Annotated in this window: 18 protein-coding genes; 9 read left to right on the top strand and 9 right to left on the bottom strand. The window is 56.2% G+C overall.

Features of this window, described 5'->3' with window-relative positions; all coding sequences use genetic code 11:
* Nucleotides 1-50 precede the first annotated feature (50 nt).
* From alkB to RVY89_RS03685, 5 genes are all read right to left on the bottom strand, one after another.
* Entirely contained in the window at nucleotides 51-707 is a 657-nt protein-coding gene (gene alkB, locus RVY89_RS03705; protein WP_484826930.1) for a DNA oxidative demethylase AlkB, read from the bottom strand.
* Nucleotides 707-1765 carry a bifunctional DNA-binding transcriptional regulator/O6-methylguanine-DNA methyltransferase Ada gene (ada, locus tag RVY89_RS03700; protein WP_484826929.1) on the bottom strand — a complete coding sequence of 353 codons (1059 nt, stop codon included), beginning with the start codon at nucleotides 1763-1765 and terminating at the stop codon, nucleotides 707-709. The genes alkB and ada overlap by 1 nt, the downstream gene beginning before the upstream one ends.
* A gap of 72 nt (nucleotides 1766-1837) precedes the next feature.
* Nucleotides 1838-2857 carry an FAD:protein FMN transferase ApbE gene (gene apbE / locus RVY89_RS03695; RefSeq protein WP_484827895.1) on the bottom strand — a complete coding sequence of 340 codons (1020 nt, stop codon included), beginning with the start codon at nucleotides 2855-2857 and terminating at the stop codon, nucleotides 1838-1840.
* 150 nt (nucleotides 2858-3007) lie between these two features.
* Nucleotides 3008-4123 (bottom strand): porin OmpC, encoded by a 1116-nt coding sequence (locus RVY89_RS03690; RefSeq protein ID WP_371897317.1) that lies wholly within the window; start codon nucleotides 4121-4123, stop codon nucleotides 3008-3010.
* Between the two features lie 341 nt (nucleotides 4124-4464).
* Complete coding sequence (locus RVY89_RS03685) at nucleotides 4465-4728, bottom strand: hypothetical protein (RefSeq protein WP_484826928.1); 264 nt, start codon at nucleotides 4726-4728, stop codon at nucleotides 4465-4467.
* Nucleotides 4729-4866: 138 nt separating this feature from the next.
* Here RVY89_RS03685 and rcsD point away from each other — a divergent pair, with 138 nt between their 5' ends.
* Together rcsD and rcsB are read left to right on the top strand one after the other, a co-directional pair.
* Nucleotides 4867-7539 carry a phosphotransferase RcsD gene (rcsD, locus tag RVY89_RS03680; RefSeq protein ID WP_484826927.1) on the top strand — a complete coding sequence of 891 codons (2673 nt, stop codon included), beginning with the start codon at nucleotides 4867-4869 and terminating at the stop codon, nucleotides 7537-7539.
* 16 nt (nucleotides 7540-7555) lie between these two features.
* The gene (rcsB, locus tag RVY89_RS03675; protein ID WP_003859405.1) at nucleotides 7556-8206 is read left to right on the top strand and encodes a response regulator transcription factor RcsB; all 651 of its coding nucleotides are present in this window, start codon (nucleotides 7556-7558) and stop codon (nucleotides 8204-8206) included.
* A gap of 89 nt (nucleotides 8207-8295) precedes the next feature.
* On the opposite strand, the gene rcsC is transcribed toward rcsB, so the two are convergent.
* Complete coding sequence (gene rcsC, locus RVY89_RS03670) at nucleotides 8296-11142, bottom strand: two-component system sensor histidine kinase RcsC (protein WP_484826926.1); 2847 nt, start codon at nucleotides 11140-11142, stop codon at nucleotides 8296-8298.
* Nucleotides 11143-11277: 135 nt separating this feature from the next.
* Entirely contained in the window at nucleotides 11278-13914 is a 2637-nt protein-coding gene (gene gyrA, locus RVY89_RS03665; protein WP_371897320.1) for a DNA topoisomerase (ATP-hydrolyzing) subunit A, read from the bottom strand.
* Between the two features lie 146 nt (nucleotides 13915-14060).
* Here gyrA and ubiG point away from each other — a divergent pair, with 146 nt between their 5' ends.
* The 4 genes from ubiG to yfaE all read left to right on the top strand — a co-directional run bounded on the left by ubiG (nucleotide 14061) and on the right by yfaE (nucleotide 18907).
* Nucleotides 14061-14789, top strand: a complete 729-nt coding sequence (gene ubiG, locus RVY89_RS03660) for a bifunctional 2-polyprenyl-6-hydroxyphenol methylase/3-demethylubiquinol 3-O-methyltransferase UbiG (protein ID WP_045908709.1) — start codon at nucleotides 14061-14063, stop codon at nucleotides 14787-14789.
* A 347-nt stretch (nucleotides 14790-15136) separates the two neighbouring features.
* Nucleotides 15137-17422: a class 1a ribonucleoside-diphosphate reductase subunit alpha gene (nrdA, locus tag RVY89_RS03655; protein ID WP_484826925.1), complete on the top strand. Its 2286-nt coding sequence runs from the start codon at nucleotides 15137-15139 to the stop codon at nucleotides 17420-17422.
* A 100-nt stretch (nucleotides 17423-17522) separates the two neighbouring features.
* The gene (nrdB, locus tag RVY89_RS03650; protein ID WP_111965288.1) at nucleotides 17523-18653 is read left to right on the top strand and encodes a class Ia ribonucleoside-diphosphate reductase subunit beta; all 1131 of its coding nucleotides are present in this window, start codon (nucleotides 17523-17525) and stop codon (nucleotides 18651-18653) included.
* The gene (yfaE, locus tag RVY89_RS03645; protein WP_008500234.1) at nucleotides 18653-18907 is read left to right on the top strand and encodes a class I ribonucleotide reductase maintenance protein YfaE; all 255 of its coding nucleotides are present in this window, start codon (nucleotides 18653-18655) and stop codon (nucleotides 18905-18907) included. Before nrdB ends, yfaE begins: the two co-directional genes overlap by 1 nt.
* Before the next feature lie 105 nt (nucleotides 18908-19012).
* On the opposite strand, the gene glpQ is transcribed toward yfaE, so the two are convergent.
* A complete protein-coding gene (gene glpQ / locus RVY89_RS03640; protein WP_484826924.1) occupies nucleotides 19013-20071 on the bottom strand; it encodes a glycerophosphodiester phosphodiesterase in 1059 nt (352 codons plus the stop codon).
* 11 nt (nucleotides 20072-20082) lie between these two features.
* On the bottom strand, nucleotides 20083-21435 hold the full coding sequence (glpT, locus tag RVY89_RS03635) for a glycerol-3-phosphate transporter (RefSeq protein ID WP_024908206.1): 1353 nt from the start codon (nucleotides 21433-21435) through the stop codon (nucleotides 20083-20085).
* Between the two features lie 251 nt (nucleotides 21436-21686).
* Here glpT and glpA point away from each other — a divergent pair, with 251 nt between their 5' ends.
* Genes glpA through glpC form a run of 3 tightly spaced genes read left to right on the top strand, consistent with a single transcriptional unit; the run spans nucleotide 21687 to nucleotide 25709 of the window.
* Entirely contained in the window at nucleotides 21687-23315 is a 1629-nt protein-coding gene (glpA, locus tag RVY89_RS03630; RefSeq protein ID WP_484826923.1) for an anaerobic glycerol-3-phosphate dehydrogenase subunit A, read from the top strand.
* Nucleotides 23305-24522 carry a glycerol-3-phosphate dehydrogenase subunit GlpB gene (gene glpB, locus RVY89_RS03625; RefSeq protein WP_484826922.1) on the top strand — a complete coding sequence of 406 codons (1218 nt, stop codon included), beginning with the start codon at nucleotides 23305-23307 and terminating at the stop codon, nucleotides 24520-24522. Before glpA ends, glpB begins: the two co-directional genes overlap by 11 nt.
* Entirely contained in the window at nucleotides 24519-25709 is a 1191-nt protein-coding gene (gene glpC, locus RVY89_RS03620; protein ID WP_371897324.1) for an anaerobic glycerol-3-phosphate dehydrogenase subunit GlpC, read from the top strand. Before glpB ends, glpC begins: the two co-directional genes overlap by 4 nt.
* The last annotated feature ends 24 nt before the right edge of the window (nucleotides 25710-25733 follow it).

Genomic DNA, 25733 nt, shown 5'->3' with positions numbered 1-25733 from the left:
AAAATCAGCCAGCAGTGTAAACTGCCCTGCGCGGACATCAAGAATAATTCTTATTTTAGTTTACTCATACCCGCCTGACGGAAGGTCAGATTAAAGCGGTACTCACCCGTGAGGGAGTGGATGCCGGGCTTCAGCGGCTGAATGCCGTGATAATAAAGCCGCGATTCCCTGCCCCACACCACCACATCACCATGTTCCAGCATGATGCGTTTGAGCGGATCGTTGCGGCGTAATCCTCCAAACTGAAAGACGGCGGGCAGACCTAACGATACCGATACGATAGGCGCGCGCAGATCGGGCTCATCCTTGTCCTGATGCAGCGAGAGCTTCGCACCGACGGCATAGCGGTTGATCAGGCAGGCATCCGGCCGAAAGTCAGGATAATCCGCCGCCACGGCAGCCTCGTGACAAAGCGCCTGAAAAACCGCAGGCATGGGAGGCCACGGCTGGCCGGTCGTGGGATCGTTCGGAGCATACAGATAGCCTCGCTCGTTCGTCGCCCAGCCCAGTTCGCCGCAGTTGGCCATGGCCACCGACATGGTGTAGCCGCCCGGCGTCACCATATGGCGAAACGGCGAAACCGCCGTCACCTCGTCGATACCCGCAAGCAGCGCCGCCGCACGGGAGAGTGCAAAGCGGCGGAGAATCACCGCCCCCGGCGCAAGCGGCTCCTGCCAGGGTTCAGCATCCGCAAAAAGATCGAGCATTATCCCTCCCGGCGTTTCGCCTCGCGTTTCAGTAATAGCGCTTTTCGCGCCGTCCCCCAGCGATAGCCCGACAGCGCGCCGTCGTGACGAACCACGCGATGACAGGGGATCACAATTGCCAGCGTGTTTGCCGCACAGGCTCCGGCAACGGCGCGTACCGCATTGGGTTGACCAATCGCCTGCGCCACCTGCTGGTAGCTTGCCGTTTCGCCGCAGGGAATGTTGCTAAGGGCCTGCCAGACGCGCTGCTGGAACGCGGTACCGCGAATATCCAGCGGCAGCGCAAGCGGTGCGTCGCGGTTATCAATACTGGTAATCACCTGGTGGATCCGCTGCACAAAGGGTTCGTCCAGCGGCGCGTGCGTTGCTTTTGGAAATTGCGTGGCAAGCTCTGCGGTTAATTCAGCATCGGTGTCACCCAGCAGAATCGCGCAGATCCCCCGCTCGCTTTCGGCGACCAGACAGCGTCCTAACGAACAGTCATCGATGGCATATCGCACGGCCACCTCTCCTTTGCGATACTGCTTCGCCGTCATGCCCAGCGCATCGTTGGCTTTGCGATAATAGCTGCTGCTGTCGGGAAATCCCGCCGCCAGCACGGCGTCGGTAATTTTGTCTCCCTGCGCAAGCGCGGTGCGCAGACGCTGACCCCGCGCCGCCTGCTGCCAGGCTTTTGGCGTCATGCCGGTCACGGCTTTAAACAGACGGTGAAAATGGAAAGGACTCATGGCGACCTGCTCCGCCAGCCTCTCCAGGGTTAACGCAGGATCCTGCTCCAGAAGCCGGCAGGCATGTTCCACTTTTGCCAGCTTCTGCGCCTGCGGATCGCGTTTGTCCGGCATGCAGCGCTTGCACGGACGAAAGCCTGCCTGCGCGGCATGGTGGGCATCAGGATAAAAACGGACATTTTTACGCAGCGCGTGGCGGGCGCGGCATGACGGACGGCAGAAAATACCCGTCGTCTGCACGGCGAAGACAAACTGATCGTCAGCGAGCGGATCGCGGGCCAGCACGGCCTGCCAGCGATCCTCATCGGTATTTAAGGTTGGGTTTCTCATGATCGGCTCCTCTTGTAAGCATACATAGAGCGTGCCTGAGTGCCAGTGATAAAAAACCCGCAACCTTGCTTTTTAATTTTTGTCGCTTACCAGGAAACTGTTGAACTGCGGCGAGCTCCAGGTTTTGAACTCGTCGCCCTCTTTGGTGATCATATAAACCGCCAGCCCTTCCTGACGGACCACCTCTTTGGCTTTTTCCGGGCCGAGAACCATTAATCCGGTATCCCATGCATCCGCTTCCAGCGCGGTGGGGGCTATGACCGTCACCGAGACCAGGTTATGCGTGATGGGGCGTCCGGTCTGCGGATCAATCACGTGTGAAATACGCTTCCCGTCAAGCTCATAATAGTTGCGATAGCTTCCGGAGGTACTGATGCCATGTCCGTTGATATCCACTATCGCCTGCACGGCATTTTGCCGATCGGTCGGTTTTTGAATCGCTACGCGCCACGGCTTATCGCTGGCGTTCATGCCCCTGCTGACCAACGCGCCGCCCACGGAGACCAGATAACGGGAAATACCTTCCTGGGCCATCAGCGCAGCAAGATGATCCGCCGCATAGCCTTCCCCAACCGTCGACAGATCGACAAACAGATCGGGGATATCTTTTTGCAGATACTGCTGCCCGTATTGATTGATCACGGTCAGATGCTGTAGCCCCGTCCGGGCGCGGGCGTCATCAATGGCCGCCTGTTCAGGCGTGGTCACCGGCTGCTTGTTAGGGCCAAATCCCCAAAGGTTTACCAGGGGTCCGACGGTCACATCCATCGCACCGTTGGTTTTGTAACCCACGCGCATTGCCTCGGTCACGATATCGGCCATCGCCTCGCTCACCGGCCACAGGGAGGTGCTGGTGGAGAGATTAAAGCGCATCAGCGCCGAGTCATTTTTATAGGTCGACAGCAGCTGATCGTCGGCGTCCAGCTGCGACTGGATTTTGCCGCGAAGTTCATCTGTGCGTGTTTTATCGAGGTTCATCACGCTGACGCGCCAGAAGGTTCCCATCGTTTTGCCTTCGAGCACCGTCGCGGCGGGTGCGTCTGTTTTCACCACGGGAGTGGGATCGTTACACGCGGTCAGGAAAAAAAGCATAGCCAGAAAGCTGGCGCGTAAAAAAGTCATGTCCATTCATTATTATCCTCATGCCAGGGCGGCAAGAGTACACCAAAACGGGTGAGTAGTGAGAATCAGAGAGGCACAAAAAAGGGGCCATCTGGCCCCTTACGTCACACGATGAAGCGATTAGAACTGGTAAACCAGGCCCAGCGCGACGATATCGTCAGTACCGATACCCGCCTGACGGGTGAATTCATTTTCATCAACCAGGTTGATTTTGTAATCCACGTAGGTGGACATGTTTTTGTTGAAGTAGTAAGTCGCACCCACATCAACATATTTCAGCAGATCCTGATCGCCGTAACCTTCGATGTCTTTGCCTTTAGACTGCAGGTAAGCCACGGATGGACGCAGGCCGAAGTCGAACTGGTACTGAGCAACCACTTCGAAGTTCTGCGCTTTGTTAGCGAAGCCGTAAATCTGGCTGCTGCTCTGAGAGTTGCCGAAACGCGTTGCGTTGTAGGTCTGAGAGTACTGTGCCGCCAGGTAGATGTTGTTGGCGTCATATTTCAGGCCACCGGTATACACTTCAGCGTGGTCGCCTTCACCTTTCAGCGCCAGGTTAGCCGTGTTGTTCTGGTCAGCAGTGCGCTTAGAAGAAGACATTGCACCACCGATGCTGAACCCTTCGCCCAGATTGTAGGTCAGGGACGCACCGTAGCCGTCGCCGTTCTGTTTCAGGGTGCTACGACCGGTCTCGTTTTCACCGCTTACGCTACCGTTTTTACCCTGATACTGCAGAGCAAAGTTCAGACCATCGACCAGGCCAAAGAAGTCCTGGTTACGGTAGGTTGCCACGCCGTTAGCACGGGACTGCAGGAAGTTGTCAGCGCCGTAGGTATCGCCACCAAATTCTGGCAGAACGTCGGTCCAGGAGGTTACGTCGTAGATTACGCCGTAGTTACGACCGTAATCGAAAGAACCCGCGTCAGCGAATTTCAGACCCGCGAACGCCACACGCGTCCAGGCCTGGTTGTCGCTTTCAGAGGTGTTGCCCTGGATCTGGTATTCCCACTGGCCGTAACCGGTCAGCTGATCGTTAACCTGAGTTTCGCCTTTGAAGCCAAGACGCATGTAGGTCTGGTCACCGTCGGCACTCTTGTCGTCAGAGAAATAGTGCAGACCATCTACTTTGCCGTACAGATCTAATTTGTTGCCATCTTTGTTATAAATTTCGGCCGCATTTGCTGCGCCTGCCACCAGGAGTGCTGGTACCAGGAGGGACAGTACTTTAACTTTCATTTTATTAACCCTCTGTTATATGCCTTATAATTGCCACTGCTTACTGGTTAACCCTCATTAACCAGTCGGCAATTTCATTCTCCTCAAAATTACAGAATAATCCAATGCGAATATGATACGAAAACTTTGAAGATGTTTCATTCATCTATCAACATGTTTCAAAATGTAAATATCAAGGAACTTTTACAAAGCACAAATAGCTTAGAAAATTAGCACTTATAATCAAAATAAAGAATCACCGCATATACATCAATGAGTTACAATAAAATTCGTTACAGCACTGAATGACAAAACAAGATCGCACCTAATCTCTAAAATATCTCTCGCTATCATCATTAACTTTATTTATTACCGTCATTCAGTTTTGAATGTCTGTTTATCCCTAATTCAACCGGATGCTTCGCATTCGGTTTTTTTTTACCTTTCTTTACGTAACTTCTCTTTTTTTGTGCTACCGCACCGTAATTGTAACGACTATTAACTAAATTGCATCCCGGTATCCTTTGAAAGCCCGCAATTGATAGAAAACTTAATTTCTTGTTAATTCGTGCTATTTCTTGACTGCGTGCGCTGATTATTTGTACGCGCATGGCGAGTTTGTACATGTTTTCTGCACGCCTCGCCGCCGATATTGTCCGGAGAAAAAGTCGCCTTTTCCCGGATAGTCGCGCTGGAAATTCAGTTATTACCCTTTATACTGCCCTATCGCCACAGAGCACGACCATAACGGGTTAAAGATATCAATGAGTCAGACTGAAACTACCGCCCCGAGCAAATTCTCCCTCCTTCCCGGGAGCATCACCCGTTTCTTTCTTCTTTTGATCGTTGTGCTGTTAGTCACCATGGGGGTGATGGTACAAAGCGCGGTTAACGCCTGGCTGAAGGATAAGAGCTATCAGGTCGTTGATATCACCCACGCCGTGCACAAGCGCATCGATACCTGGCGCTACGCCACCTGGCAGATTTACGACAATATCGCGGCTGCCCCTACCTCCTCGTCCGGGGATGGACTTCAGGAGACGCGGCTTAAGCAGGATGTCTATTATCTCGAAAAACCGCAGCGTAAGACCGAGGCACTTATCTTTGGCTCTCACGACAGCGCGACGCTTGAAATGACGCAGCGTATTTCGACCTATCTGGATACCCTCTGGGGTGCCGAAACCGTACCGTGGTCGATGTACTATCTGAACGGTCAGGACAACAGCATGATCCTGATCTCAACGCTGCCCTTAAAAGATCTCTCGTCCGGGTTTAAAGAGACCACCGTGGGCAGCATCGTCGATTCCCGCCGTGCGGAGATGCTGCAGCAGGCGAACGCCCTTGATGAGCGTGAGAGTTTCTCTTCCCTGCGCCGTCTGGCCTGGCAAAACGGTCATTATTTTACCCTGCGCACCACGTTCAATCAGCCAGGGCATCTGGCGACGGTAGTAGCCTTCGATTTACCGATTAATGATTTAATCCCGCCGGATATGCCGCTCGATAGCTTCCGTCTGGAGCCAGACAGCAGCACCCAGAATCTGCGTGCTGCGTCTGACAAAGAGGCCGCAGAAAGCGTATCGATCTCCTTTAACGGCTCGAAAATCGAAATTGCCTCATCGCTGAATTCGACCGGTATGCGTCTGGTGTGGCAGGTGCCGTTTGGTACGCTGTTGCTGGATACCCTGCAAAACATCCTGCTGCCTCTGCTGCTGAATATCGGTCTGCTGGCGCTGGCCCTGTTTGGCTACAGCACCTTCCGTTTCCAGTCGGGGCGTCAGAGCGACGCCTCTGCGGTCCCGGCCGGTACCAGCAATGAGCTGCGCGTATTACGCGCGCTGAATGAAGAGATTGTTTCCGTGCTGCCGCTTGGGGTCTTAGTTCACGACCAGGAGGCGAATCGGACGGTGATGAGCAACAAAATTGCCGACCATCTGCTGCCGCATCTTAACCTGCAGAACATCACCACCATGGCGGATCAGCACCAGGGGGTGATTCAGGCCACCATTAACAATGAACTGTACGAGATCCGCCAGTTCCGCAGCCAGGTGGCTCCCCGCACGCAAATCTTCATTATTCGCGACCAGGATCGTGAAGTACTGGTCAATAAAAAGCTCAAGCAGGCGCAAAGGCTGTATGAGAAAAACCAGCAGGGGCGCGCCGCATTTATGCAGAACATTGGCGATGCCTTCAAGCAGCCGTTAAAAACGCTGGCGACCCAGGCAGCGGCGTTGAACACCGCCGAAAGCCACCAGCTTGCCTGCCAGGCCGATTCGCTGGTCAGAATGGTTGATGAGATCCAGCTGGCGAACATGCTGGAGAATGATTTCTGGAAGGGAACGCCAGCCCTCTTCTCCATTCAGGACCTGATCGATGAAGTGGTGCCGGAAGTGCTGCCCGTCATTAAGCGCAAGGGGCTGCAGCTGCTGATCAATAACAATCTTCCTGCGAATGACGAACGCCACGGCGATCGCGAAGCGCTGCGCCGCATTCTGCTGATGATTATTCAGTACGCCGTGACCACCACGCAGATCGGCAAGATCACCCTTGAAGTCAGCACCGAGGAGTCGGCAGAAGACCGTCTGACGTTCCGCATCCTGGACACCGGGGAAGGCGTCACAACGAGTGAAATTGATAATCTGCACTTCCCGTTCCTGAATGACACGCAAAGCGATCGCTACGGCAAGGCCAATGCCCTGACCTTCTGGCTTTGCGATCAGCTGGCGCGTAAGCTCGGCGGCCATCTGAATATCAAAGCCCGTGAATCACTCGGCACCCGCTACTCTCTGCACGTGAAAATGGCGGCCAATCCGCAGGAAGAAGATGAGGAGCGTCTGCTGGATGATGTCGTGGTGATGGTCGATGTGACCTCAAACGAGATCCGCAATATCGTTGTTCGTCAGTTAGAAAACTGGGGTGCGGCCTGCATCACGCCGGATGAAAGACTTGCAAGTCAAGAATTTGATCTGTTTTTAACTGATAATCCGTCTAATCTTACTGCCTCCGGCTTGCTTTTAAGCGATGATGAGTCTGGCGTGCGGAAAATTGGCCCTGGCCAGCTGCGCGTCAACTTTAATATAAGCAATGCGATGCAGGAAGCTGTACTACAACTAATAGAAGAGCAGCTGGCGCAGGAAGAGATAACGGAATCACCGTTAGGCGGCAATGAAAATGCCGAGCTTCACGCCAGCGGATACTATTCACTCTTTGTTGATACAGTACCAGATGATGTTAAGCGGTTGTATACTGAGTCCGCTGCGAATGATTTTGCAGCGCTGGCACAGACAGCACACCGGCTTAAAGGGGTGTTTGCCATGCTTAATCTGGTTCCCGGCAAGCAGTTATGTGAAACGCTGGAACATCTAATTCGTGAGAAAGATGCCTCTGGCATTGAAAAATACATCAGCGACATTGACGCCTACGTCAAAAGCTTGCTGTAGCAAGGTAGCCTTATACATGAACAATATGAACGTAATTATTGCCGATGACCATCCGATTGTACTGTTCGGTATTCGCAAATCACTTGAACAGATCGAGTGGGTGAATGTAGTCGGTGAATTTGAAGACTCTACAGCACTGATCAATAACCTCCCAAAGCTTGATGCACACGTGCTCATTACCGATCTCTCCATGCCTGGGGACAAATATGGTGATGGGATCACGCTCATCAAATACATTAAACGTCACTTCCCTGATATCTCGATCATTGTTCTGACCATGAACAATAACCCGGCGATCCTGAGCGCGGTGTTGGATCTGGACATCGAAGGGATTGTGCTGAAACAGGGCGCACCGACCGATCTGCCAAAAGCGCTCGCTGCGCTGCAGAAAGGCAAGAAGTTCACGCCTGAGAGCGTCTCTCGTCTGCTGGAAAAAATCAGCGCGGGTGGCTACGGTGACAAACGCCTGTCCCCGAAAGAGAGTGAAGTTCTGCGCCTGTTCGCAGAAGGTTTCCTGGTGACCGAAATTGCCAAGAAGCTGAACCGCAGCATTAAAACCATCAGCAGCCAGAAGAAATCAGCGATGATGAAGCTGGGCGTGGACAACGATATTGCACTGCTGAACTATCTCTCCTCCGTCACGCTGAGCGCAACGGACAAGGATTGATCTCAACGGGTGTGCGGCCTGATGCCCTCACCCCGTCCCTCTCCCACCGGGAGAGGGTGAAAAACGTAAAAGGCCCTTGCGGGCCTTTTTTATATTCTGGTTTTTCTCACGCGATCCGCGTAAATCGACAACGTCTGTTTCAGCACGTCCAGCGTCACCGGTTTCGACAGACAGCTGTCCATACCTGACTCCAGACAGCGCTGCTTCTCTTCCGCCAGCGCGTTCGCCGTTACGCCCACCACCGGCAGCGTCAGGCCCAGCTGTCGGATGCGCTGCGTCAGACGGTAGCCGTCCATATTTGGCATGTTGACGTCGCTAAGCACGATATCAATATGATTTTTACTCAGCACATTCAGCGCATCCACGCCGTCGTTGGCGGTTTTGCACTGGTAACCCAGCGATCCAAGCTGGTCAGCCAGCAGGCGGCGGTTAATCGGATGGTCATCCACCACCAGAATCATCATATCGTCATTCACCGACGCCAGAGACTCCGGTGACGGCAATCCGCCCGCACCGTCGCGCTCTTCAAGTTCCACTTTGTAGATGCGCGCCAGCAGGCTCAACAGCTCGTGCGGCGTTGCGACACTGTGTACCCATTCTCCAGGCGCACGCTCGACAGGAATGCCGATGTGGCGACGACAGAAGAGCACCGACCCTCTCCCCTGCCACGGCTGCTCCGGCATCTCGTCGGCGATCAGCACATCGTCCACATCCGGTGTTTGACCTTCATAGCGACACACCCTCACGCCGCTGTGGGCAAGCAGCGCCGTCAGGTAGTCATTCAGCGAGGCGTTATGCACCGCCAGCCAGCAGCGCTTGTCGCTCAGCCCATCCACCGTCGCTTTTGCCGGATACTGCGCCGAATAGAGCGGAATGCGGATGGTGAACTGGCTGCCCATGCCGGGCTCGGTATCCACGGAGATATCACCGTCCATCATGCTGACGAGCTTCTCACAAATCGCCAGCCCCAGTCCGGTACCCTGGAAGTTACGCTGCACGCCGGTCCCGACCTGGAAGAACGGGTCGAACAGGCGAACCACTTCCTTCGCCGGGATGCCGACGCCCGTGTCGCGCACGCGAATGCTCAGGTAATCCCCCGCCCTGCAGACGTGCAACACGATACAGCCAACATCGGTGAATTTAATGGCGTTGCTGAGCAGGTTAGAGATGACCTGCTGCAGGCGCATCGGATCGCCGTGCAGCGTCAGCGGCACGTCCGGTTCGATAAAGCAGTAGAGCCCCAGCTGTTTACGCACCACCAGCGGGAGATAGTTGGCGCTGATATGGTTCATCACCTCGCGCGGCGAAAACTCGCGCGGCTCGATTTTCAGCTGCTCGGACTCGATTTTAGAGAAGTCGAGAATATCGCTGATGATTTTCAGCAGCAGGCTGGAGGAGTTATTCATCGCCGTCACCAGCCGGTCGACGCCTTTCGGCAATTCCTTCGTCTGCAGCAGATCGAGGTTACCGATAATCCCGTACAGCGGCGTACGCAGCTCGTGGCTGACGGTCGCAAGGAACATGGACTTCGACTGGCTGGCCTGCTCTGCCGCCTGCGCCATCTCCTGCAACGACTCTTCCATTTTTACGCGCGCGGAGACATCCACCAGCACGCAAATCGCCACGTTTTCATTGCGATAGCGGGAATGGACAAAGCTAATCTGCAGATTGGTGTGCGTGCTGGTGAGCACGTCGACAAAGTTAACCTGCTGACCGCAGATAATTTGCGTCAGCCTCTGCCGGTCTTCGTGCGTCAGCATGTTCAGGTAGTTATGCGCCAGTTCGTTACTCAGGATATTGGTCCCGTCCTGGGTACGCAGAATACAGATCCCCACCGGCGCCGAAGCGACAATCTTCCGGTTAAACTGCTCGTGTTCCTCCAGCCGCTGGGCGTCGCTTTCGGCGGGAATAAAGATTTTCCGCTCATACATGCGCGCCAGGGTGAACAGCGCCCCACCCGCGATGAGGTTCAGCAGAATGGCATTCATGATGAGAATGCGTATCCGCTCAAGCACCATATCCACCGGCAGCGAATAGACGATACTGAGCGACGAAGGCGGCAGGCTCTTCTTCAGCACCAGCTCGCGGAAACCAGAGGTATAGCCAAACCACGACCGCTCCTGCATCCAGTGCGGTTCGACGTTTAGACGGTTATCGGGCCCGGCAAGCGAGATCAGCTGATGACCGTTTTCATCCAGAATGGTCACGCCCATGGGCAGGCTGCCCGGGGTGAAGAAGTTTTCCATGCGAATGGTCTGCTCAATCCCCAGCAGCGCCTGCAGGCGATTGCCCAGATACACCGGCGTCAGGGCGTAGAAATAGCCCACGCCCGGGCGCGGGCCCTGGCTCACCCAGAAGATGTTATTCCCGCGCTCGTCCTGCGGTGCATTGCGGTATTTGACAATACGTTCATGCAGGCTTTTCAGCGCATCGTCACGCTCAACGGGCACGTCGCGCAGGCCAAAATCAGCCATGCAGAGATTCTCGCTGCCAATCAGGAAAACGCGGTTCAGGTCATAGGCGGCGGAGAAATTGTCACGCCAGTAGCGCATAAACCAGGCAAGGGATTCCAGCGATCCGCGCCAGGAATTGCTCATTGTGGAGCAATCGGAGTCCGGAAACAGCGGCTGGAAATCCGGGACTTCGGTTTTGTCATCACGTCCGCGAAGCGCAAGGATGCCGTTTTCCGCCGTCAGACGATTTTCGGCAATATACTTCAGCTCCTTCATTACGTCAGACGTTCGCTGAATGTAACGCTGGGCCTGGTCGGAGCTTAAATTAAACTCCTGGCGGATCTCCGCTTCTTTCTGGTGCAGGGCGTTAACGATGTAAAACACCGAGAACAAGGCCACCAGCAGCCAAAGCAAGAGCGCCAGCGCCCGAAACAGATAGCGAGAGACTTTCAGCGTAGTACGAAAGGAGACGAGGTATTTCAAGGGGGCGAGGCTCCGCCGTCGGGGTCAAAAGAATGTGGTTAAGGTAGCGGTAAACGCGCCAGGTCGCAACGTTGACTTATCTGCTTGTGCAAAAGAAAAGGGCCGGAATCCGGCCCTTTTTTGCATCAGAAGACATTACTCGTCAGCGTCATCCGCTGCGTCATCGTCGGTGTCGGCTTCCGGTGCGATATCATCATCGCCTTCCGCAACGCTACCGTCGATGGAGTCAAGCTCTTCGTCATCTACCGGCTCAGCAACGCGCTGCAGACCCACCACGTTTTCATCTTCCGCTGTACGGATGAGGATAACGCCCTGGGTGTTACGACCCACCACGCTGATCTCAGACACGCGGGTACGCACCAGCGTACCGGCATCGGTGATCATCATGATCTGGTCGGCATCGTCTACCTGCACCGCGCCGACAACGGAACCGTTGCGCTCGGTCACTTTGATAGAGATAACGCCCTGCGTGCCGCGAGACTTGGTTGGGTATTCCCCTTCCGCCGTACGTTTACCGTAACCATTCTGCGTCACGGTCAGGATAGCCCCTTCACCGCGCGGAATAATCAGAGAAACAACGCTGTCTTCGCCAGCCAGTTTGATACCACGAACGCCCGTAGCGGTACGACCCATCGCACGGACGGCGTTCTCTTTAAAGCGCACCACTTTACCGGCGGCAGAGAACAGCATCACTTCATCAGAACCGGAGGTCAGATCCACACCGATCAGCTCGTCGCCTTCGTTCAGGTTCACCGCGATGATACCGGCGGAACGCGGACGGCTGAACTCGGTCAGCGCGGTTTTCTTCACGGTACCGCTGGCGGTGGCCATAAAGACGTTCACGCCCTCTTCATACTCGCGTACCGGCAGGATAGCGGTGATACGTTCGTTCGCTTCCAGCGGCAGCAGGTTAACGATTGGACGACCACGCGCACCACGGCTTGCTTCCGGCAGCTGATAGACTTTCATCCAGTACAGACGACCGCGGCTGGAGAAGCAGAGGATCGTGTCATGGGTGTTCGCCACCAGCAGGCGGTCAATAAAGTCTTCTTCTTTAATACGTGCTGCAGACTTGCCTTTACCACCACGACGCTGTGCTTCGTAGTCGGTTAACGGCTGATACTTCACGTAGCCCTGGTGAGACAGGGTCACAACAACGTCTTCCTGGTTGATCAGGTCTTCGATGTTGATGTCCGCGCTGTTGGCGGTGATTTCGGTGCGGCGTTCGTCGCCGAACTGATCGCGGACCAGCTCCAGCTCTTCGCGAATCACTTCCATCAGGCGCTCTGCGCTGCCCAGAATGTGCAGCAGCTCAGCAATCTGTTCCAGCAGCTCTTTGTATTCGTCGAGCAGTTTTTCGTGCTCAAGGCCGGTCAGTTTCTGCAGGCGCAGATCCAGAATCGCCTGGGCCTGCTGTTCAGTCAGGTAGTACTGACCGTCACGCACGCCGAATTCAGGTTCCAGCCACTCAGGACGCGCTGCATCATCGCCCGCACGTTCCAGCATCGCGGCAACGTTACCCAGATCCCACGGACGGGAAATCAGGGCAGCTTTCGCTTCCGCCGGGGTTGGCGCACGACGGATCAGTTCGATGATCGGGTCGATGTTGGCCAGCGCAACCGCCAGCGCTTCAAGGATGTGCGCACGGTCACGCGCTTTGCGCAGTTCGAAGATGGTACGACGGGTCACCACTTCACGGCGGTGACGAACGAACGCGCTCAGGATCTCTTTCAGGTTCATGATCTTCGGCTGACCATGGTGCAGTGCCACCATGTTGATACCGAAGGAGACCTGAAGCTGAGTCTGGGAGTACAGGTTGTTCAGCACAACCTCACCTACCGCGTCGCGTTTGATCTCAATCACGATGCGCATACCGTCTTTGTCAGACTCGTCACGCAGCGCGCTGATGCCTTCAACACGTTTTTCTTTTACCAGCTCGGCGATTTTTTCAATCAGACGCGCTTTGTTCACCTGATACGGGATCTCGTGAACAATGATGGTCTCACGGCCGGTTTTAGCGTCCGCTTCCACTTCGGCGCGGGCACGGATGTAAATCTTGCCGCGGCCGGTGCGGTACGCTTCTTCAATACCGCGACGACCGTTGATGATCGCCGCCGTCGGGAAGTCCGGGCCCGGGATGTGTTCCATCAGCCCTTCAATGCTGATGTCTTCATCGTCGATATAGGCCAGGCAGCCGTTGATCACCTCGGTGATATTGTGCGGCGGAATGTTGGTTGCCATACCGACCGCGATACCGGACGAACCGTTAACCAACAGGTTCGGGATCTTGGTTGGCATCACATCTGGGATGCGCTCGGTGCCGTCGTAGTTATCGACGAAATCAACGGTCTCTTTTTCCAGGTCGGCCATCAGCTCATGAGCGATTTTCGACATACGGATTTCCGTATAACGCATCGCCGCAGCGGAGTCGCCGTCGACTGAACCAAAGTTACCCTGACCATCTACCAGCATGTAACGCAAGGAGAATGGCTGCGCCATACGAACGATGGTGTCATAAACGGCGGTATCACCATGCGGGTGATATTTACCGATGACGTCACCGACGACGCGGGCAGATTTTTTATAGGCTTTATTCCAGTCATTGCCCAATACGTTCATGGCGTATAGTACGCGACGGTGTACCGGCTTAAGGCCATCGCGGACGTCCGGCAGCGCACGGCCAACAATGACCGACATCGCATAGTCCAGATAGGAGCTCTTCAGCTCTTCCTCGATGTTAACCGGTGTAATTTCTCTCGCAAGGTCGCTCATCTAACCGCTATCCCTCTACTGTATCCCGGATTCAAAGGTCGCAAATTATAACACAGCCGAGGTGATTGAGGTAAACCTATACGCTTTATTCACGGGGATTGCCTGATATACTCATTCGTCTTGCTAAATAAGGAGTAAAAGCGCCCATGAATGCCGAAAAATCCCCGGTGGCTCACAACGTTGACCACGAAGAGATTGCCAAATTTGAAGCGGTGGCGTCCCGCTGGTGGGATCTCGAAGGTGAGTTCAAACCGCTGCACCGTATTAACCCGCTGCGTCTGGGCTATATCGCGGAGCGTTCCGGCGGTCTGTTCGGTAAAAAAGTGCTCGATGTGGGCTGCGGCGGCGGTATCCTGGCGGAAAGCATGGCGCGCGAAGGGGCGAACGTCACGGGCCTGGATATGGGCTTTGAACCGCTGCAGGTTGCCCGTCTTCACGCGCTGGAGTCCGGCATACAGGTAGACTACGTGCAGGAAACCGTGGAAGAACACGCGGCAAAACATGCCCATCAGTACGATGTGGTGACCTGCATGGAGATGCTGGAACACGTTCCCGATCCGCAGTCCGTGGTGCACGCCTGTGCAAAACTGGTGAAACCGGGCGGCCAGGTCTTCTTCTCAACCCTCAACCGCAACGCTAAAGCCTGGCTGATGGCCGTCGTCGGCGCGGAGTATGTGCTGCGCATGGTGCCGAAAGGCACGCACGACGTGAAGAAATTCATCAAGCCTGCGGAGCTGTTAAGCTGGGTTGACCAGACGTGGCTCAAAGAGCAGCACATCACCGGCCTGCACTACAATCCGCTGACCAATAAATTCAAACTCGCACCGGGCGTTGATGTTAACTATATGTTGCACACAACCGCCAAAAACGACTAACGTCATTCGTTATTCTTATAAAGATTGCGCGACACCATGTTGCGCAATTCTGACCTCTCGTTGAAGAAATCAGCACTCGATCAAATTTTGAATTTTTTTTCTTAATTATTGACATGTCTTCCAGGCCTTACGGTACGAGGACTTAGCCTTTTTTACCCTTTCACAACCTCAATTTAACGTCAAAATCAACCCTTGTGCTGAAAAGATTCGATACTAGAATACTCACCATATAGCGTTTTTCTTATCGCAAACCCCCTATATGTAGTATTTATCCACAGAGTTAGTCACAAGACGGATCTGTGGATAAGCGGGGGATATTTTTTATTTCACGGACAGGTAAAACCCACATGAATCAGAGTCTGCTGGTGACAAAGCGCGACGGTACTACCGAGCGTATCAATCTGGACAAAATCCATCGAGTTCTCGACTGGGCAGCAGAAGGACTGAACAACGTATCTATCTCCCAGGTTGAACTGCGTTCTCACATTCAGTTCTACGACGGCATCAAAACGTCTGATATCCACGAAACGATCATTAAAGCAGCGGCAGACCTCATCTCCCGCGAAGCACCGGATTATCAGTACCTCGCTGCACGTCTGGCGATTTTCCACCTGCGTAAAAAAGCCTACGGCCAGTTTGAGCCGCCGAAGCTTTACGATCACGTGGTGAAAATGGTTGAGCTGGGCAAATACGACACGCATCTGCTGGAAGACTATACGGAAGAAGAGTTCGAGCAGATGAACGGGTTTATCGATCACTGGCGCGACATGAACTTCTCCTATGCGGCGGTGAAGCAGCTCGAAGGCAAATACCTGGTTCAGAACCGTGTAACCGGTGAGATCTACGAAAGCGCCCAGTTCCTCTACATTCTGGTGGCTGCCTGCCTGTTCTCAAACTACCCGCGTGATACCCGTCTGGATTACGTGAAGCGTTTCTACGATGCGGTATCAACGTTCAAGATTTCTCTGCCTACGCCAATCATGTCTGGCGTGCGTACCCCTACCCGTCAGTTCAGCTCCTGCGTGCTGATCGAGTGTGGTGACAGCCTGGATTCCATCAACGCCACCTCCAGCGCCATTGTGAAATACGTTTCCCAGCGCGCCGGTATCGGCATCAACGCCGGACGTATCCGTGCCCTGGGCAGCCCGATTCGCGGCGGTGAAGCGTTCCACACCGGCTGTATCCCGTTCTATAAGCACTTCCAGACGGCAGTAAAATCCTGCTCTCAGGGCGGCGTGCGCGGCGGCGCTGCGACCCTGTTCTATCCGATGTGGCACCTGGAAGTGGAAAGCCTGCTGGTCCTGAAAAACAACCGTGGTGTCGAAGGCAACCGCGTGCGCCACATGGACTACGGCGTGCAGATCAACAAGCTGATGTACACCCGTCTGCTGAAGGGCGAAGACATCACCCTGTTCAGCCCGTCCGACGTCCCGGGCCTGTATGACGCGTTCTTCGCCGATCAGGACGAGTTCGAGCGTCTGTACACTAAATACGAAAAAGACGACAGCATCCGCAAGCAGCGCGTAAAGGCGGTCGATCTGTTCTCCCTGATGATGCAGGAACGTGCCTCTACCGGCCGTATCTACATCCAGAACGTTGACCACTGCAACACCCACAGCCCGTTTGACCCGGTGGTTGCGCCAGTGCGCCAGTCTAACCTGTGCCTGGAGATCGCCCTGCCAACCAAGCCGCTGGAAGACGTGAATGACGAAAACGGCGAAATCGCGCTGTGTACGCTGTCTGCGTTCAACCTGGGCGCAATTAAGAGCCTGGACGAGCTGGAAGGGCTGGCCGTGCTGGCAGTTCGTGCGCTCGACGCCCTGCTGGATTACCAGGATTACCCAATCCCGGCAGCAAAACGCGGTGCGATGGGCCGCCGTACCCTGGGTATTGGCGTGATCAACTTCGCCTACTGGCTGGCGAAAAACGGCAAGCGTTATTCCGACGGCAGCGCTAATAACCTGACGCACCAGACGTTCGAAGCCATTCAGTACTACCTGATGAAAGCGTCCAACGAGCTGGCGAAAGAGCAAGGCGCGTGCCCGTGGTTTAACGAAACCACCTACGCGAAAGGCATTCTGCCGATCGACACCTACAAGAAAGACCTGGATGCGATCGTCAGCGAGCCGCTGCATCTCGACTGGGAAGGCCTGCGCGAGTCCATCAAGACTCACGGTCTGCGTAACTCCACCCTCTCTGCCCTGATGCCGTCTGAGACCTCTTCGCAGATCTCTAACGCCACCAACGGTATTGAGCCACCGCGCGGCCACGTCAGCATCAAAGCCTCGAAAGACGGCGTGCTGCGTCAGGTTGTACCGGATTACGAGACGCTGGGTGACAACTACGAGCTGCTGTGGGAAATGCCAAACAACGACGGCTACCTGCAGCTGGTGGGTATCATGCAGAAGTTTATCGACCAGTCGATCTCTGCCAATACCAACTATGACCCGACGCGCTTCCCGTCAGGCAAGGTTCCGATGCAGCAATTGCTGAAAGACCTGCTCACAGCCTACAAATTTGGCGTGAAAACCCTGTACTATCACAACACCCGTGATGGTGCGGAAGACGCGCAGGATGACCTGGTACCGTCAATTCAGGACGATGGCTGCGAAAGCGGCGCATGTAAGATCTAAGCACTTCGCCGGGTGGCGCTACGCTTACCCGGCCTACGGTTTTGTAGGCCCGGCAAACGCAGTGCCGCCGGGCAATAAAATCTCAACAGGACTCACCGCAATGGCATATACCACCTTTTCACAGACGAAAAACGACCAGCTCAAAGAGCCGATGTTCTTCGGCCAGCCGGTCAACGTGGCACGCTACGATCAGCAAAAATATGACATCTTCGAAAAGCTGATTGAAAAGCAACTCTCCTTCTTCTGGCGTCCGGAAGAAGTGGACGTCTCCCGCGACCGTATTGACTACCAGTCGCTGCCGGATCATGAAAAACATATCTTCATCAGCAACCTGAAGTACCAGACGCTGCTGGACTCCATTCAGGGCCGTAGCCCGAACGTGGCGCTGCTGCCGCTGATCTCGATTCCAGAGCTGGAAACGTGGGTGGAAACCTGGGCGTTCTCCGAGACGATCCACTCCCGCTCTTATACGCACATTATCCGCAACATCGTGAACGATCCGGCGGTGGTGTTTGACGATATCGTCACCAACGAGCAGATCCAGAAGCGCGCGGAAGGCATCGCCCATTACTACGACGAGCTGATCGAGATGACCAGCTACTGGCACCTGCTGGGCGAAGGCACCCACCACGTGGATGGTAAAACCATCACCGTGAACCTGCGCGCGCTGAAAAAGCAGCTGTACCTGTGCCTGATGAGCGTCAACGCGCTGGAAGCGATCCGCTTCTACGTCAGCTTCGCCTGCTCCTTCGCCTTTGCCGAGCGCAAGCTGATGGAAGGCAACGCCAAAATCATCCGTCTGATTGCCCGTGATGAAGCCCTGCACCTGACCGGCACCCAGCACATGCTGAACCTGCTGCGCAGCGGTACGGACGATCCGGAGATGGCGGAAATCGCTGAAGAGTGCAAGCAGGAGTGCTACGACCTGTTCGTGCTAGCCGCTCAGCAGGAGAAAGAGTGGGCAGACTACCTGTTCCGCGACGGCTCCATGATTGGCCTGAACAAAGATATTCTGTGCCAGTACGTTGAGTACATCACCAACATCCGCATGCAGGCTGTCGGTCTCGATCTGCCGTTCCAGACGCGCTCTAACCCGATTCCGTGGATCAACACCTGGCTGGTGTCCGATAACGTGCAGGTTGCGCCGCAGGAAGTGGAAGTCAGCTCTTATCTGGTCGGTCAGATTGATTCTGAAGTCAACACCGACGACCTGAGCAACTTCCAGCTCTGATGTCACGCGTCACGTTAAGTCTTTCCGGCACTGAGGTGCTGTGTCGGGAAGAGCATCCTTCTCTGCTTGTGGCGCTTGAGGCGCATCAGGTAGAAGTAGAGTACCAGTGTCGTTCGGGCTACTGCGGCTCCTGCCGCTGCCGTCTGGTCGCCGGCCAGGTGGACTGGCTGACCGAACCGCTGGCCTTTATCAACGAAGGGGAAATTTTGCCCTGCTGCTGCCGGGCAAAAGGCGATATAGAGATCGAGATGTAATGTTGTCCGTATCCCCTCTCCCGGTGGGAGAGGGTTAGGGTGAGGGCATCAGGCCGCAGAGCCTGATTGTCGGGTGGCGGCTTCGCCTTACCCGACCTGCCAAACCTACTTCCGGTGAATGAATTCGACCGCTTTATCCGGGAAATCCGTAAACAGTCCGTCCACGCCCGCCTGGTTATACAACACCTCATAAAGCTGATTCACATCCGTGGCATACGGCGGCAGCTGGTCGGCACGCACCGTATACGGATGCACCTGCATCCTGCTGGCATGCGCCTCTTTCACCATCGCCGTCAGCTTCACGTGGCCCGGCGCTGAGCCCTCCGCCACCAGCATGTGATAATCCGGCCCGATGCCGTCGGCATACTGCGCAATCTGCTTCATCGCCCCCGGCTTAAACATCCAGTCGTAGTTGTAGTTAACCCACTTCCCGTCCGGCTGCTTCTCCTGGGTTTCATTCCAGTCGGTGTAGGCAATCAGCTGTACCAGATTGAGATCCATCCCCATCTTCGGCTCCAGCTCGGTTTTGATGCGCTTCAGCTCGGCGGCATCAAAACACTGCAGGTAGACCTTGTCCTTCTTGCTGGTGTAGCCGTACTGTTTCAGCACCTCCAGCGTCTTCGCGGCAATGTCCTTCCCTTCCTGATGGTGGAACCACGGCGCTTTGATTTCCGGGTAGATGCCGATGTTTTTACCGGTGGAGTGGTTCAGCCCCTGAACAAACTCAATCTCTTCCTGGAAGGTATGAATGCGGAAGTCAGATTTGCCCATCGGGAAACGTCCCGGATAGACCTGCACCTTCTTACCGTTTTCAATCTCGAAGCCTTCGGTAAACTTCAGAGAGCGGATCTCCGCCAGCGTGAAGTCGATGGCATAGAAGCGCCCATCTTTACGGGCGCGGTCCGGGAAACGCTCCGCCACGTCCGTCACGCGGTCAAGATAGTGATCGTGCAGGACGACCAGCTGGTCGTCCTTCGTCATCACCAGATCCTGCTCCAGGTAATCCGCGCCCTGCGCATAGGCCATCGCCTTCGCCGGCAGCGTATGCTCCGGCAGATAGCCGCTCGCGCCGCGGTGGGCAATAACAATTTTATCCGCCGCCAGCGCGGACCCGGTCATCAGGCCCGCCAGCAGCAGGCCTGTCGCTAACTGAGTTAATTTCATCGCAAAGCTCCTTATTGACGACGTGCCAGCACTTCCGCGTGGTGACGTTTCTCACCGATCATCACAACAATCAGCAGCAGTACCGCCAGCACGCTACCGCCGATCATAACCATAAAGCCGCCGTCCCAGCCGAAGAAGTCAACGGTGTAGCCCACGATGGCGCTCGCCGCAACCGAACCGCCGAGGTAGCCGAACAGGCCGGTAAAGCCCGCCGCCGTGCCCGCCGCTTTTTTCGGCGCCAGCTCCAGGGCATGCAGACCGATCAGCATCACCGGACCGTAAATCAGGAAGCCGATGACGATCATGCAGGCCATATCTACTGATGGGTTGCCCGGCGGGTTGAGCCAGTACACCACGGTAGCAATGGTCACCAGAGTCATAAAGAACACGCCCGTCGCGCCGCGGTTACCTTTAAACACTTTGTCCGACATCCAGCCGCAAAGCAGCGTGCCTGGGATCCCGGCGTATTCATACAGGAAATAGGCCCAGGAGGATTTATCCAGCGCGAAGTGCTTCACCTCTTTCAGGTAGGTTGGCGACCAGTCGAGGATGCCGTAGCGCAGCAGGTAAACGAACACGTTCGCGACCGCGATGTACCACAGCAGCTTGTTCGGCAGCACGTACTTCATGAAGATCTGTTTTGCGGTCAGCTCCTCTTCATGCTCCTTGCTGTAATCATCCGGATAGTCGTTTTTGTACTCTTCAATCGGCGGCAGGCCGCAGGACTGCGGCGTATCGCGCATCAGGGCGAAAGCGAAAATCGCCACGACGATGGCGCCAAAGGCAGGCATATAGAGCGCCGCATGCCAGTCGTTGAACCAGGCCATCCCCAGCAGGAACAGCAGCGGCGGAATACCGCCGCCCACGTTATGGGCGCAATTCCACACCGACACGATGCCGCCGCGCTCTTTCTGCGACCACCAGTGCACCATGGTACGCCCGCACGGCGGCCACCCCATTCCCTGGAACCAGCCGCAGAGGAACAGCAGCACGAACATGATGGCAATGCTGGAGGTAGCCCACGGCACAAAGCCCATGAATAGCATGACCGCGGCCGCCAGGATCAGACCGGCGGGCAGGAACACTCGCGGATTCGAGCGATCCGACACGGAGCCCATGATGAATTTGGAAAAACCGTAGGCGATGGAGATCCCCGACAGCGCGAACCCCAGATCGCCTCGGGAAAAGCCCTGCTCCACCAGATACGGCATGGCGAGCGCGAAGTTTTTACGTACAAGGTAGTACGCCGCGTACCCGAAGAAGATCCCCAGGAAGATTTGCCAACGCAGGCGGCGATAGAGCGGATCTATTTCTGCCTCTGGCAGACGCGCCCTGTGGGGCGCAGGTTTGAAGATACTGAGCATAACAGCCTCCGTGGCCTTGAAATGAATGAGCAGGTGGCTCGCACCTGAATTCCAGAGGCGGGGATGTTAAGAAATCACGGTGATTGTTACTGTGAATCAACGCACAGATTGTTACAGAAATATGACAGAATGCGCAAAAAAGCGCATGAAATCACGTTTCACTTTCGAATTCCGCGCGTTTATGTTCGAAATCAAACAAACCACAAAATTAATATGGCTAAATGATAAAAAACGAACATAGAGGGTAAACAATGACCAGTCACGATCCTCGTTATAGTGATGTGATAATCATTGGTGGTGGCGCAACCGGCGCCGGGATCGCGCGCGACTGCGCCCTTCGCGGCTTAAGCGTCACGCTTCTGGAACGCCATGATATCGCCACGGGCGCTACCGGACGTAACCACGGCCTGCTGCACAGCGGCGCCCGGTATGCGGTCACCGACGCGGAATCCGCGCGCGAATGTATTGCTGAAAACCAGATTCTCAAGCGTATCGCCCGCCACTGCATTGAGCCGACCGACGGCCTCTTTATTACCCTTCCCGAAGATGATCTCGCTTTTCAGGACACCTTTATTACCGCCTGCACTGTAGCAGGCATCCAGGCTGAGGCCATGGATCCGGCGCTGGCGCGGCGGCTGGAACCGTCGGTTAACCCGGCGCTTATCGGCGCGGTAAAAGTCCCTGACGGCACCGTCGACCCGTTCCGCCTGACCGCCGCCAACATGCTGGACGCCCGGGAGCATGGCGCGCATATCCTCACCGGGCACGAAGTGACCGGTCTTATCCGCGAAGGCCACCGCATCTGCGGCGTGCGGCTTTTTAATGCGCAATACAATGAACACAGCGAGCTGTATGCCACCGTGGTGGTCAACGCGGCGGGCATCTGGGGGCAACGGATTGCGGAATACGCTGACCTGTCGGTGCGCATGTTCCCGGCGAAAGGCTCGCTGCTGATCCTCGACCACCGCATTAATAACCACGTGATCAACCGCTGCCGCAAACCGTCTGACGCCGATATCCTCGTGCCGGGAGATACCATTTCGTTAATCGGGACGACCTCAACCCACGTGGACTACAGCGAGATTGACTACAACCGCGTCACGGCTGAAGAGGTGGATATCCTGCTGCGCGAAGGGGAAAAACTGGCGCCGGTGATGGCCCAGACGCGTATTCTTCGCGCCTACGCGGGCGTGCGTCCGCTGGTCGCCAGCGACAACGATCCGAGCGGACGTAACGTCAGCCGGGGCATCGTGCTGCTCGATCACGCCGCGCGCGACGGCATGGACGGGTTTATCACCATCACCGGCGGCAAGCTGATGACCTACCGCCTGATGGCCGAGTGGGCGACCGATGCCGTCTGCCGCAAGCTAGGCAATACCGAGCCGTGCGTGACGGCAGAACAGCCGCTCCCGGGATCGCGGCAGTCCACCGAAAAAACGCTGCAAAAAATCATCTCCCTGCCCGCGCCGCTGCGCGGGTCCGCTATTTACCGCCACGGCGACAGAACGCCACCGTGGCTTGGTGAAGGACGACTGAGCCGCAGCCTGGTGTGCGAGTGCGAAGCCGTCACCGCCGGTGAGGTGCAGTACGCGGTGGAGAATCTGACGGTCACCAGCCTGCTCGATCTCCGCCGCCGCACCCGCGTTGGAATGGGGACCTGTCAGGGCGAGCTGTGCGCCTGTCGTGCCGCTGGATTATTGCAGCGCTTTCACACTACCACCGCCACCCAGTCGCTCGATCAGCTCAGCGCGTTTTTAAACGAGCGCTGGAAAGGCATTCAGCCCGTCGCCTGGGGCGATGCGCTGCGCGAAAGCGAATTTACCCGCTGGGTCTACCAGGGGCTTTGCGGTCTTGAGAAGGAGCAACGCGATGAAATTTGATACCGTGATTGTCGGCGGCGGGCTGGCGGGCCTGCTCTGCGGCATCAGGCTCACGAAGCAGGGTCTGCGCTGCGCCATTATCACCCGGGGCCAGAGCGCCCTGCACTTCTCGTCGGGCTCGCTGGATCTGATAGACGAAGCGTACCGCGATAAGCTGCCGCCGGAGCACCCGTATCACCTGATTGGCGCGCAGCATATTGACCGCTTTGCGCTGGAGACCGAAGCGCTGCTGGCGGACTGCGGCGCACGTCTGCAGGGAAGCGCCCGGCTCAATCACCAGCGCGTTACGCCGCTTGGCACGCTGCGTTCCGCGTGGCTCAGCCCGGAGGAGGTGCCCGTTGCCCCCATTCGCACGGGACGCGTGCGGGTGGTAGGGATTAGTGGCTTTCTGGATTTCCAGCCCCATCTCGCGGCGGCGTCACTTTGCCGCCAGGGGATCAATGCCGAAACGGCTGAGATAGAACTGCCTGAGCTGGATGTCCTGCGCGATAACCCGAGCGAGTTTCGCGCGGTGAATATCGCCCGTTTTCTGGATAACGAAGAGAAATGGCCGCTGCTGTATGACGCCCTCAGGCCGCTTAGCGACAGCTGTGACGCCCTGCTGATGCCCGCCTGCTTCGGTTTACGCGATAACCGGCTCTGGCGCTGGCTCTCGGATCGTCTGCCCTGCTCGCTCGGCCTGCTGCCGACGCTGCCCCCGTCGGTACCCGGCATCCGCCTGCACACCCAGCTCCAGCGCCAGTTTGTTGCCCAGGGCGGCGTGTGGATGGCGGGGGATGAGGTGAAGAAAATTACGCTGGTGGACGGCGCGGTGAGCGAAATCTGGACGCGAAACCACGAGGATATTCCGCTTCGCGCCCGCTATACGGTGCTGGCAAGCGGCAGTTTCTTCAGCAACGGGCTGCTGAGCAGCCGGGAGGGCATTCGGGAAGCCATTATGGGGCTGGACGTTCGCCAGCGAGCCTCCCGCGCGGACTGGTATCAGAGTGATTTCTTCTCGCCGCAGCCCTGGCAGCAGTTCGGCGTGATTGTCGATAACCACCTGCATCCGCAGCTTTCCGGTAAGCCCGTCAGAAATCTTTTTGCCATTGGTTCGCTGCTGGGAGGGTACGATCCCATTGCCCAGGGATGCGGTGGCGGAGTCTGCGCCGTCACGGCGCTGTATGTGGCAGAGCAGATTAGCCAGCGCACGGAGGCTGAACAATGAACGACACCCGTTTTGAAAGCTGCATCAAATGCACGGTGTGTACCACCGTCTGCCCGGTCAGCGGCGTGAATCCACGCTATCCCGGGCCAAAGCAGGCCGGGCCGGACGGCGAGCGTCTGCGCCTGAAGGACGGCAAGCTGTACGATGAAGCGCTGAAATACTGCATCAACTGCAAACGCTGCGAAGTCGCCTGCCCGTCGGATGTGAAAATCGGCGATATCATCCAGCGCGCCCGGGCGCGCTACAGCACGCAAAAGCCGTCGCTGCGGGACGCGATTCTGAGCCATACCGATCTGATGGGCAGCGTCTCTACACCGTTTGCCCCGCTGGTGAATGCCGCGACCTCCCTCAAACCGGTGCGCCAGCTGCTGGATGCCACGCTGAAGATAGACCATCACCGCAGCCTGCCGAAATATTCTCACGGCACCTTCCGCCGCTGGTATAAATCCGTGGCAGCGGAGCAGGCGCAGTACGACGAGCAGGTGGCCTTTTTCCACGGCTGCTATGTGAATTACAACCACCCGCAGCTGGGTAAAGATCTGCTGAAAGTGCTAAACGCCATGGGCACGGGCGTTCAGTTACTGAACAAAGAGAAGTGCTGCGGCGTACCGCTGATTGCAAACGGGTTTACCGATAAAGCGCGAAGGCAGGCTCAAAGCAATGTCACCTCCCTGCGCGAAGCGATTGTCGATAAAGGCATTCCGGTGCTGGCGACCTCTTCCACCTGTACCTTCACCCTGCGCGATGAGTATCCGCATCTGCTGGACGTGGACAACACAGGCCTGCGCGAGCACATCGAGCTGGCGACACGCTTCCTGTGGCGCAAGCTGGACAGCGGGCAGACGTTGCCGCTGGGGAAATTGCCGCTGAAAGTGGTGTATCACACGCCGTGTCATATGGAGAAGATGGGCTGGTCGCTCTATACGCTGGAGCTGCTGCGGTTAATCCCGGGGCTGGAGCTGACGGTGCTGGACTCGCGCTGCTGCGGGATTGCGGGAACCTACGGCTTTAAGCGTGAAAACTATGAAACGTCGCAGGCGATCGGCGCCCCGCTGTTCCGTCAGATTGAGGAGAGCGGCGCGGATATCGTGGTGACGGACTGCGAAACCTGCAAGTGGCAGATTGAGATGTCCACCAGCAAGCGCTGCGAGCATCCGATTACGCTGCTGGCAAAGGCGCTCGGGTGAACATGGCCGGGGCGAAAGGCCCCG

This window comes from Enterobacter sp. 3U4, from assembly GCF_057224565.1.
The sequence above is the reverse complement of the archived record's forward strand: the minus strand, read 5'-3'. Positions and strand labels throughout refer to the sequence as shown.

What these genes read in the sequence shown, in the direction of transcription:
- alkB (WP_484826930.1), bottom strand. Translation starts at nt 707, where the DNA reads ATGCTCGATCTTTTTGCGGATGCTGAACCCTGGCAGGAGCCGCTTGCG.
- ada (WP_484826929.1), bottom strand. Translation starts at nt 1,765, where the DNA reads ATGAGAAACCCAACCTTAAATACCGATGAGGATCGCTGGCAGGCCGTG.
- apbE (WP_484827895.1), bottom strand. Translation starts at nt 2,857, where the DNA reads ATGCTTTTTTTCCTGACCGCGTGTAACGATCCCACTCCCGTGGTGAAA.
- RVY89_RS03690 (WP_371897317.1), bottom strand. Translation starts at nt 4,123, where the DNA reads ATGAAAGTTAAAGTACTGTCCCTCCTGGTACCAGCACTCCTGGTGGCA.
- RVY89_RS03685 (WP_484826928.1), bottom strand. Translation starts at nt 4,728, where the DNA reads ATGTACAAACTCGCCATGCGCGTACAAATAATCAGCGCACGCAGTCAA.
- rcsD (WP_484826927.1), top strand. Translation starts at nt 4,867, where the DNA reads ATGAGTCAGACTGAAACTACCGCCCCGAGCAAATTCTCCCTCCTTCCC.
- rcsB (WP_003859405.1), top strand. Translation starts at nt 7,556, where the DNA reads ATGAACAATATGAACGTAATTATTGCCGATGACCATCCGATTGTACTG.
- gyrA (WP_371897320.1), bottom strand. Translation starts at nt 13,914, where the DNA reads ATGAGCGACCTTGCGAGAGAAATTACACCGGTTAACATCGAGGAAGAG.
- ubiG (WP_045908709.1), top strand. Translation starts at nt 14,061, where the DNA reads ATGAATGCCGAAAAATCCCCGGTGGCTCACAACGTTGACCACGAAGAG.
- nrdA (WP_484826925.1), top strand. Translation starts at nt 15,137, where the DNA reads ATGAATCAGAGTCTGCTGGTGACAAAGCGCGACGGTACTACCGAGCGT.
- nrdB (WP_111965288.1), top strand. Translation starts at nt 17,523, where the DNA reads ATGGCATATACCACCTTTTCACAGACGAAAAACGACCAGCTCAAAGAG.
- yfaE (WP_008500234.1), top strand. Translation starts at nt 18,653, where the DNA reads ATGTCACGCGTCACGTTAAGTCTTTCCGGCACTGAGGTGCTGTGTCGG.
- glpQ (WP_484826924.1), bottom strand. Translation starts at nt 20,071, where the DNA reads ATGAAATTAACTCAGTTAGCGACAGGCCTGCTGCTGGCGGGCCTGATG.
- glpT (WP_024908206.1), bottom strand. Translation starts at nt 21,435, where the DNA reads ATGCTCAGTATCTTCAAACCTGCGCCCCACAGGGCGCGTCTGCCAGAG.
- glpA (WP_484826923.1), top strand. Translation starts at nt 21,687, where the DNA reads ATGACCAGTCACGATCCTCGTTATAGTGATGTGATAATCATTGGTGGT.
- glpB (WP_484826922.1), top strand. Translation starts at nt 23,305, where the DNA reads ATGAAATTTGATACCGTGATTGTCGGCGGCGGGCTGGCGGGCCTGCTC.
- glpC (WP_371897324.1), top strand. Translation starts at nt 24,519, where the DNA reads ATGAACGACACCCGTTTTGAAAGCTGCATCAAATGCACGGTGTGTACC.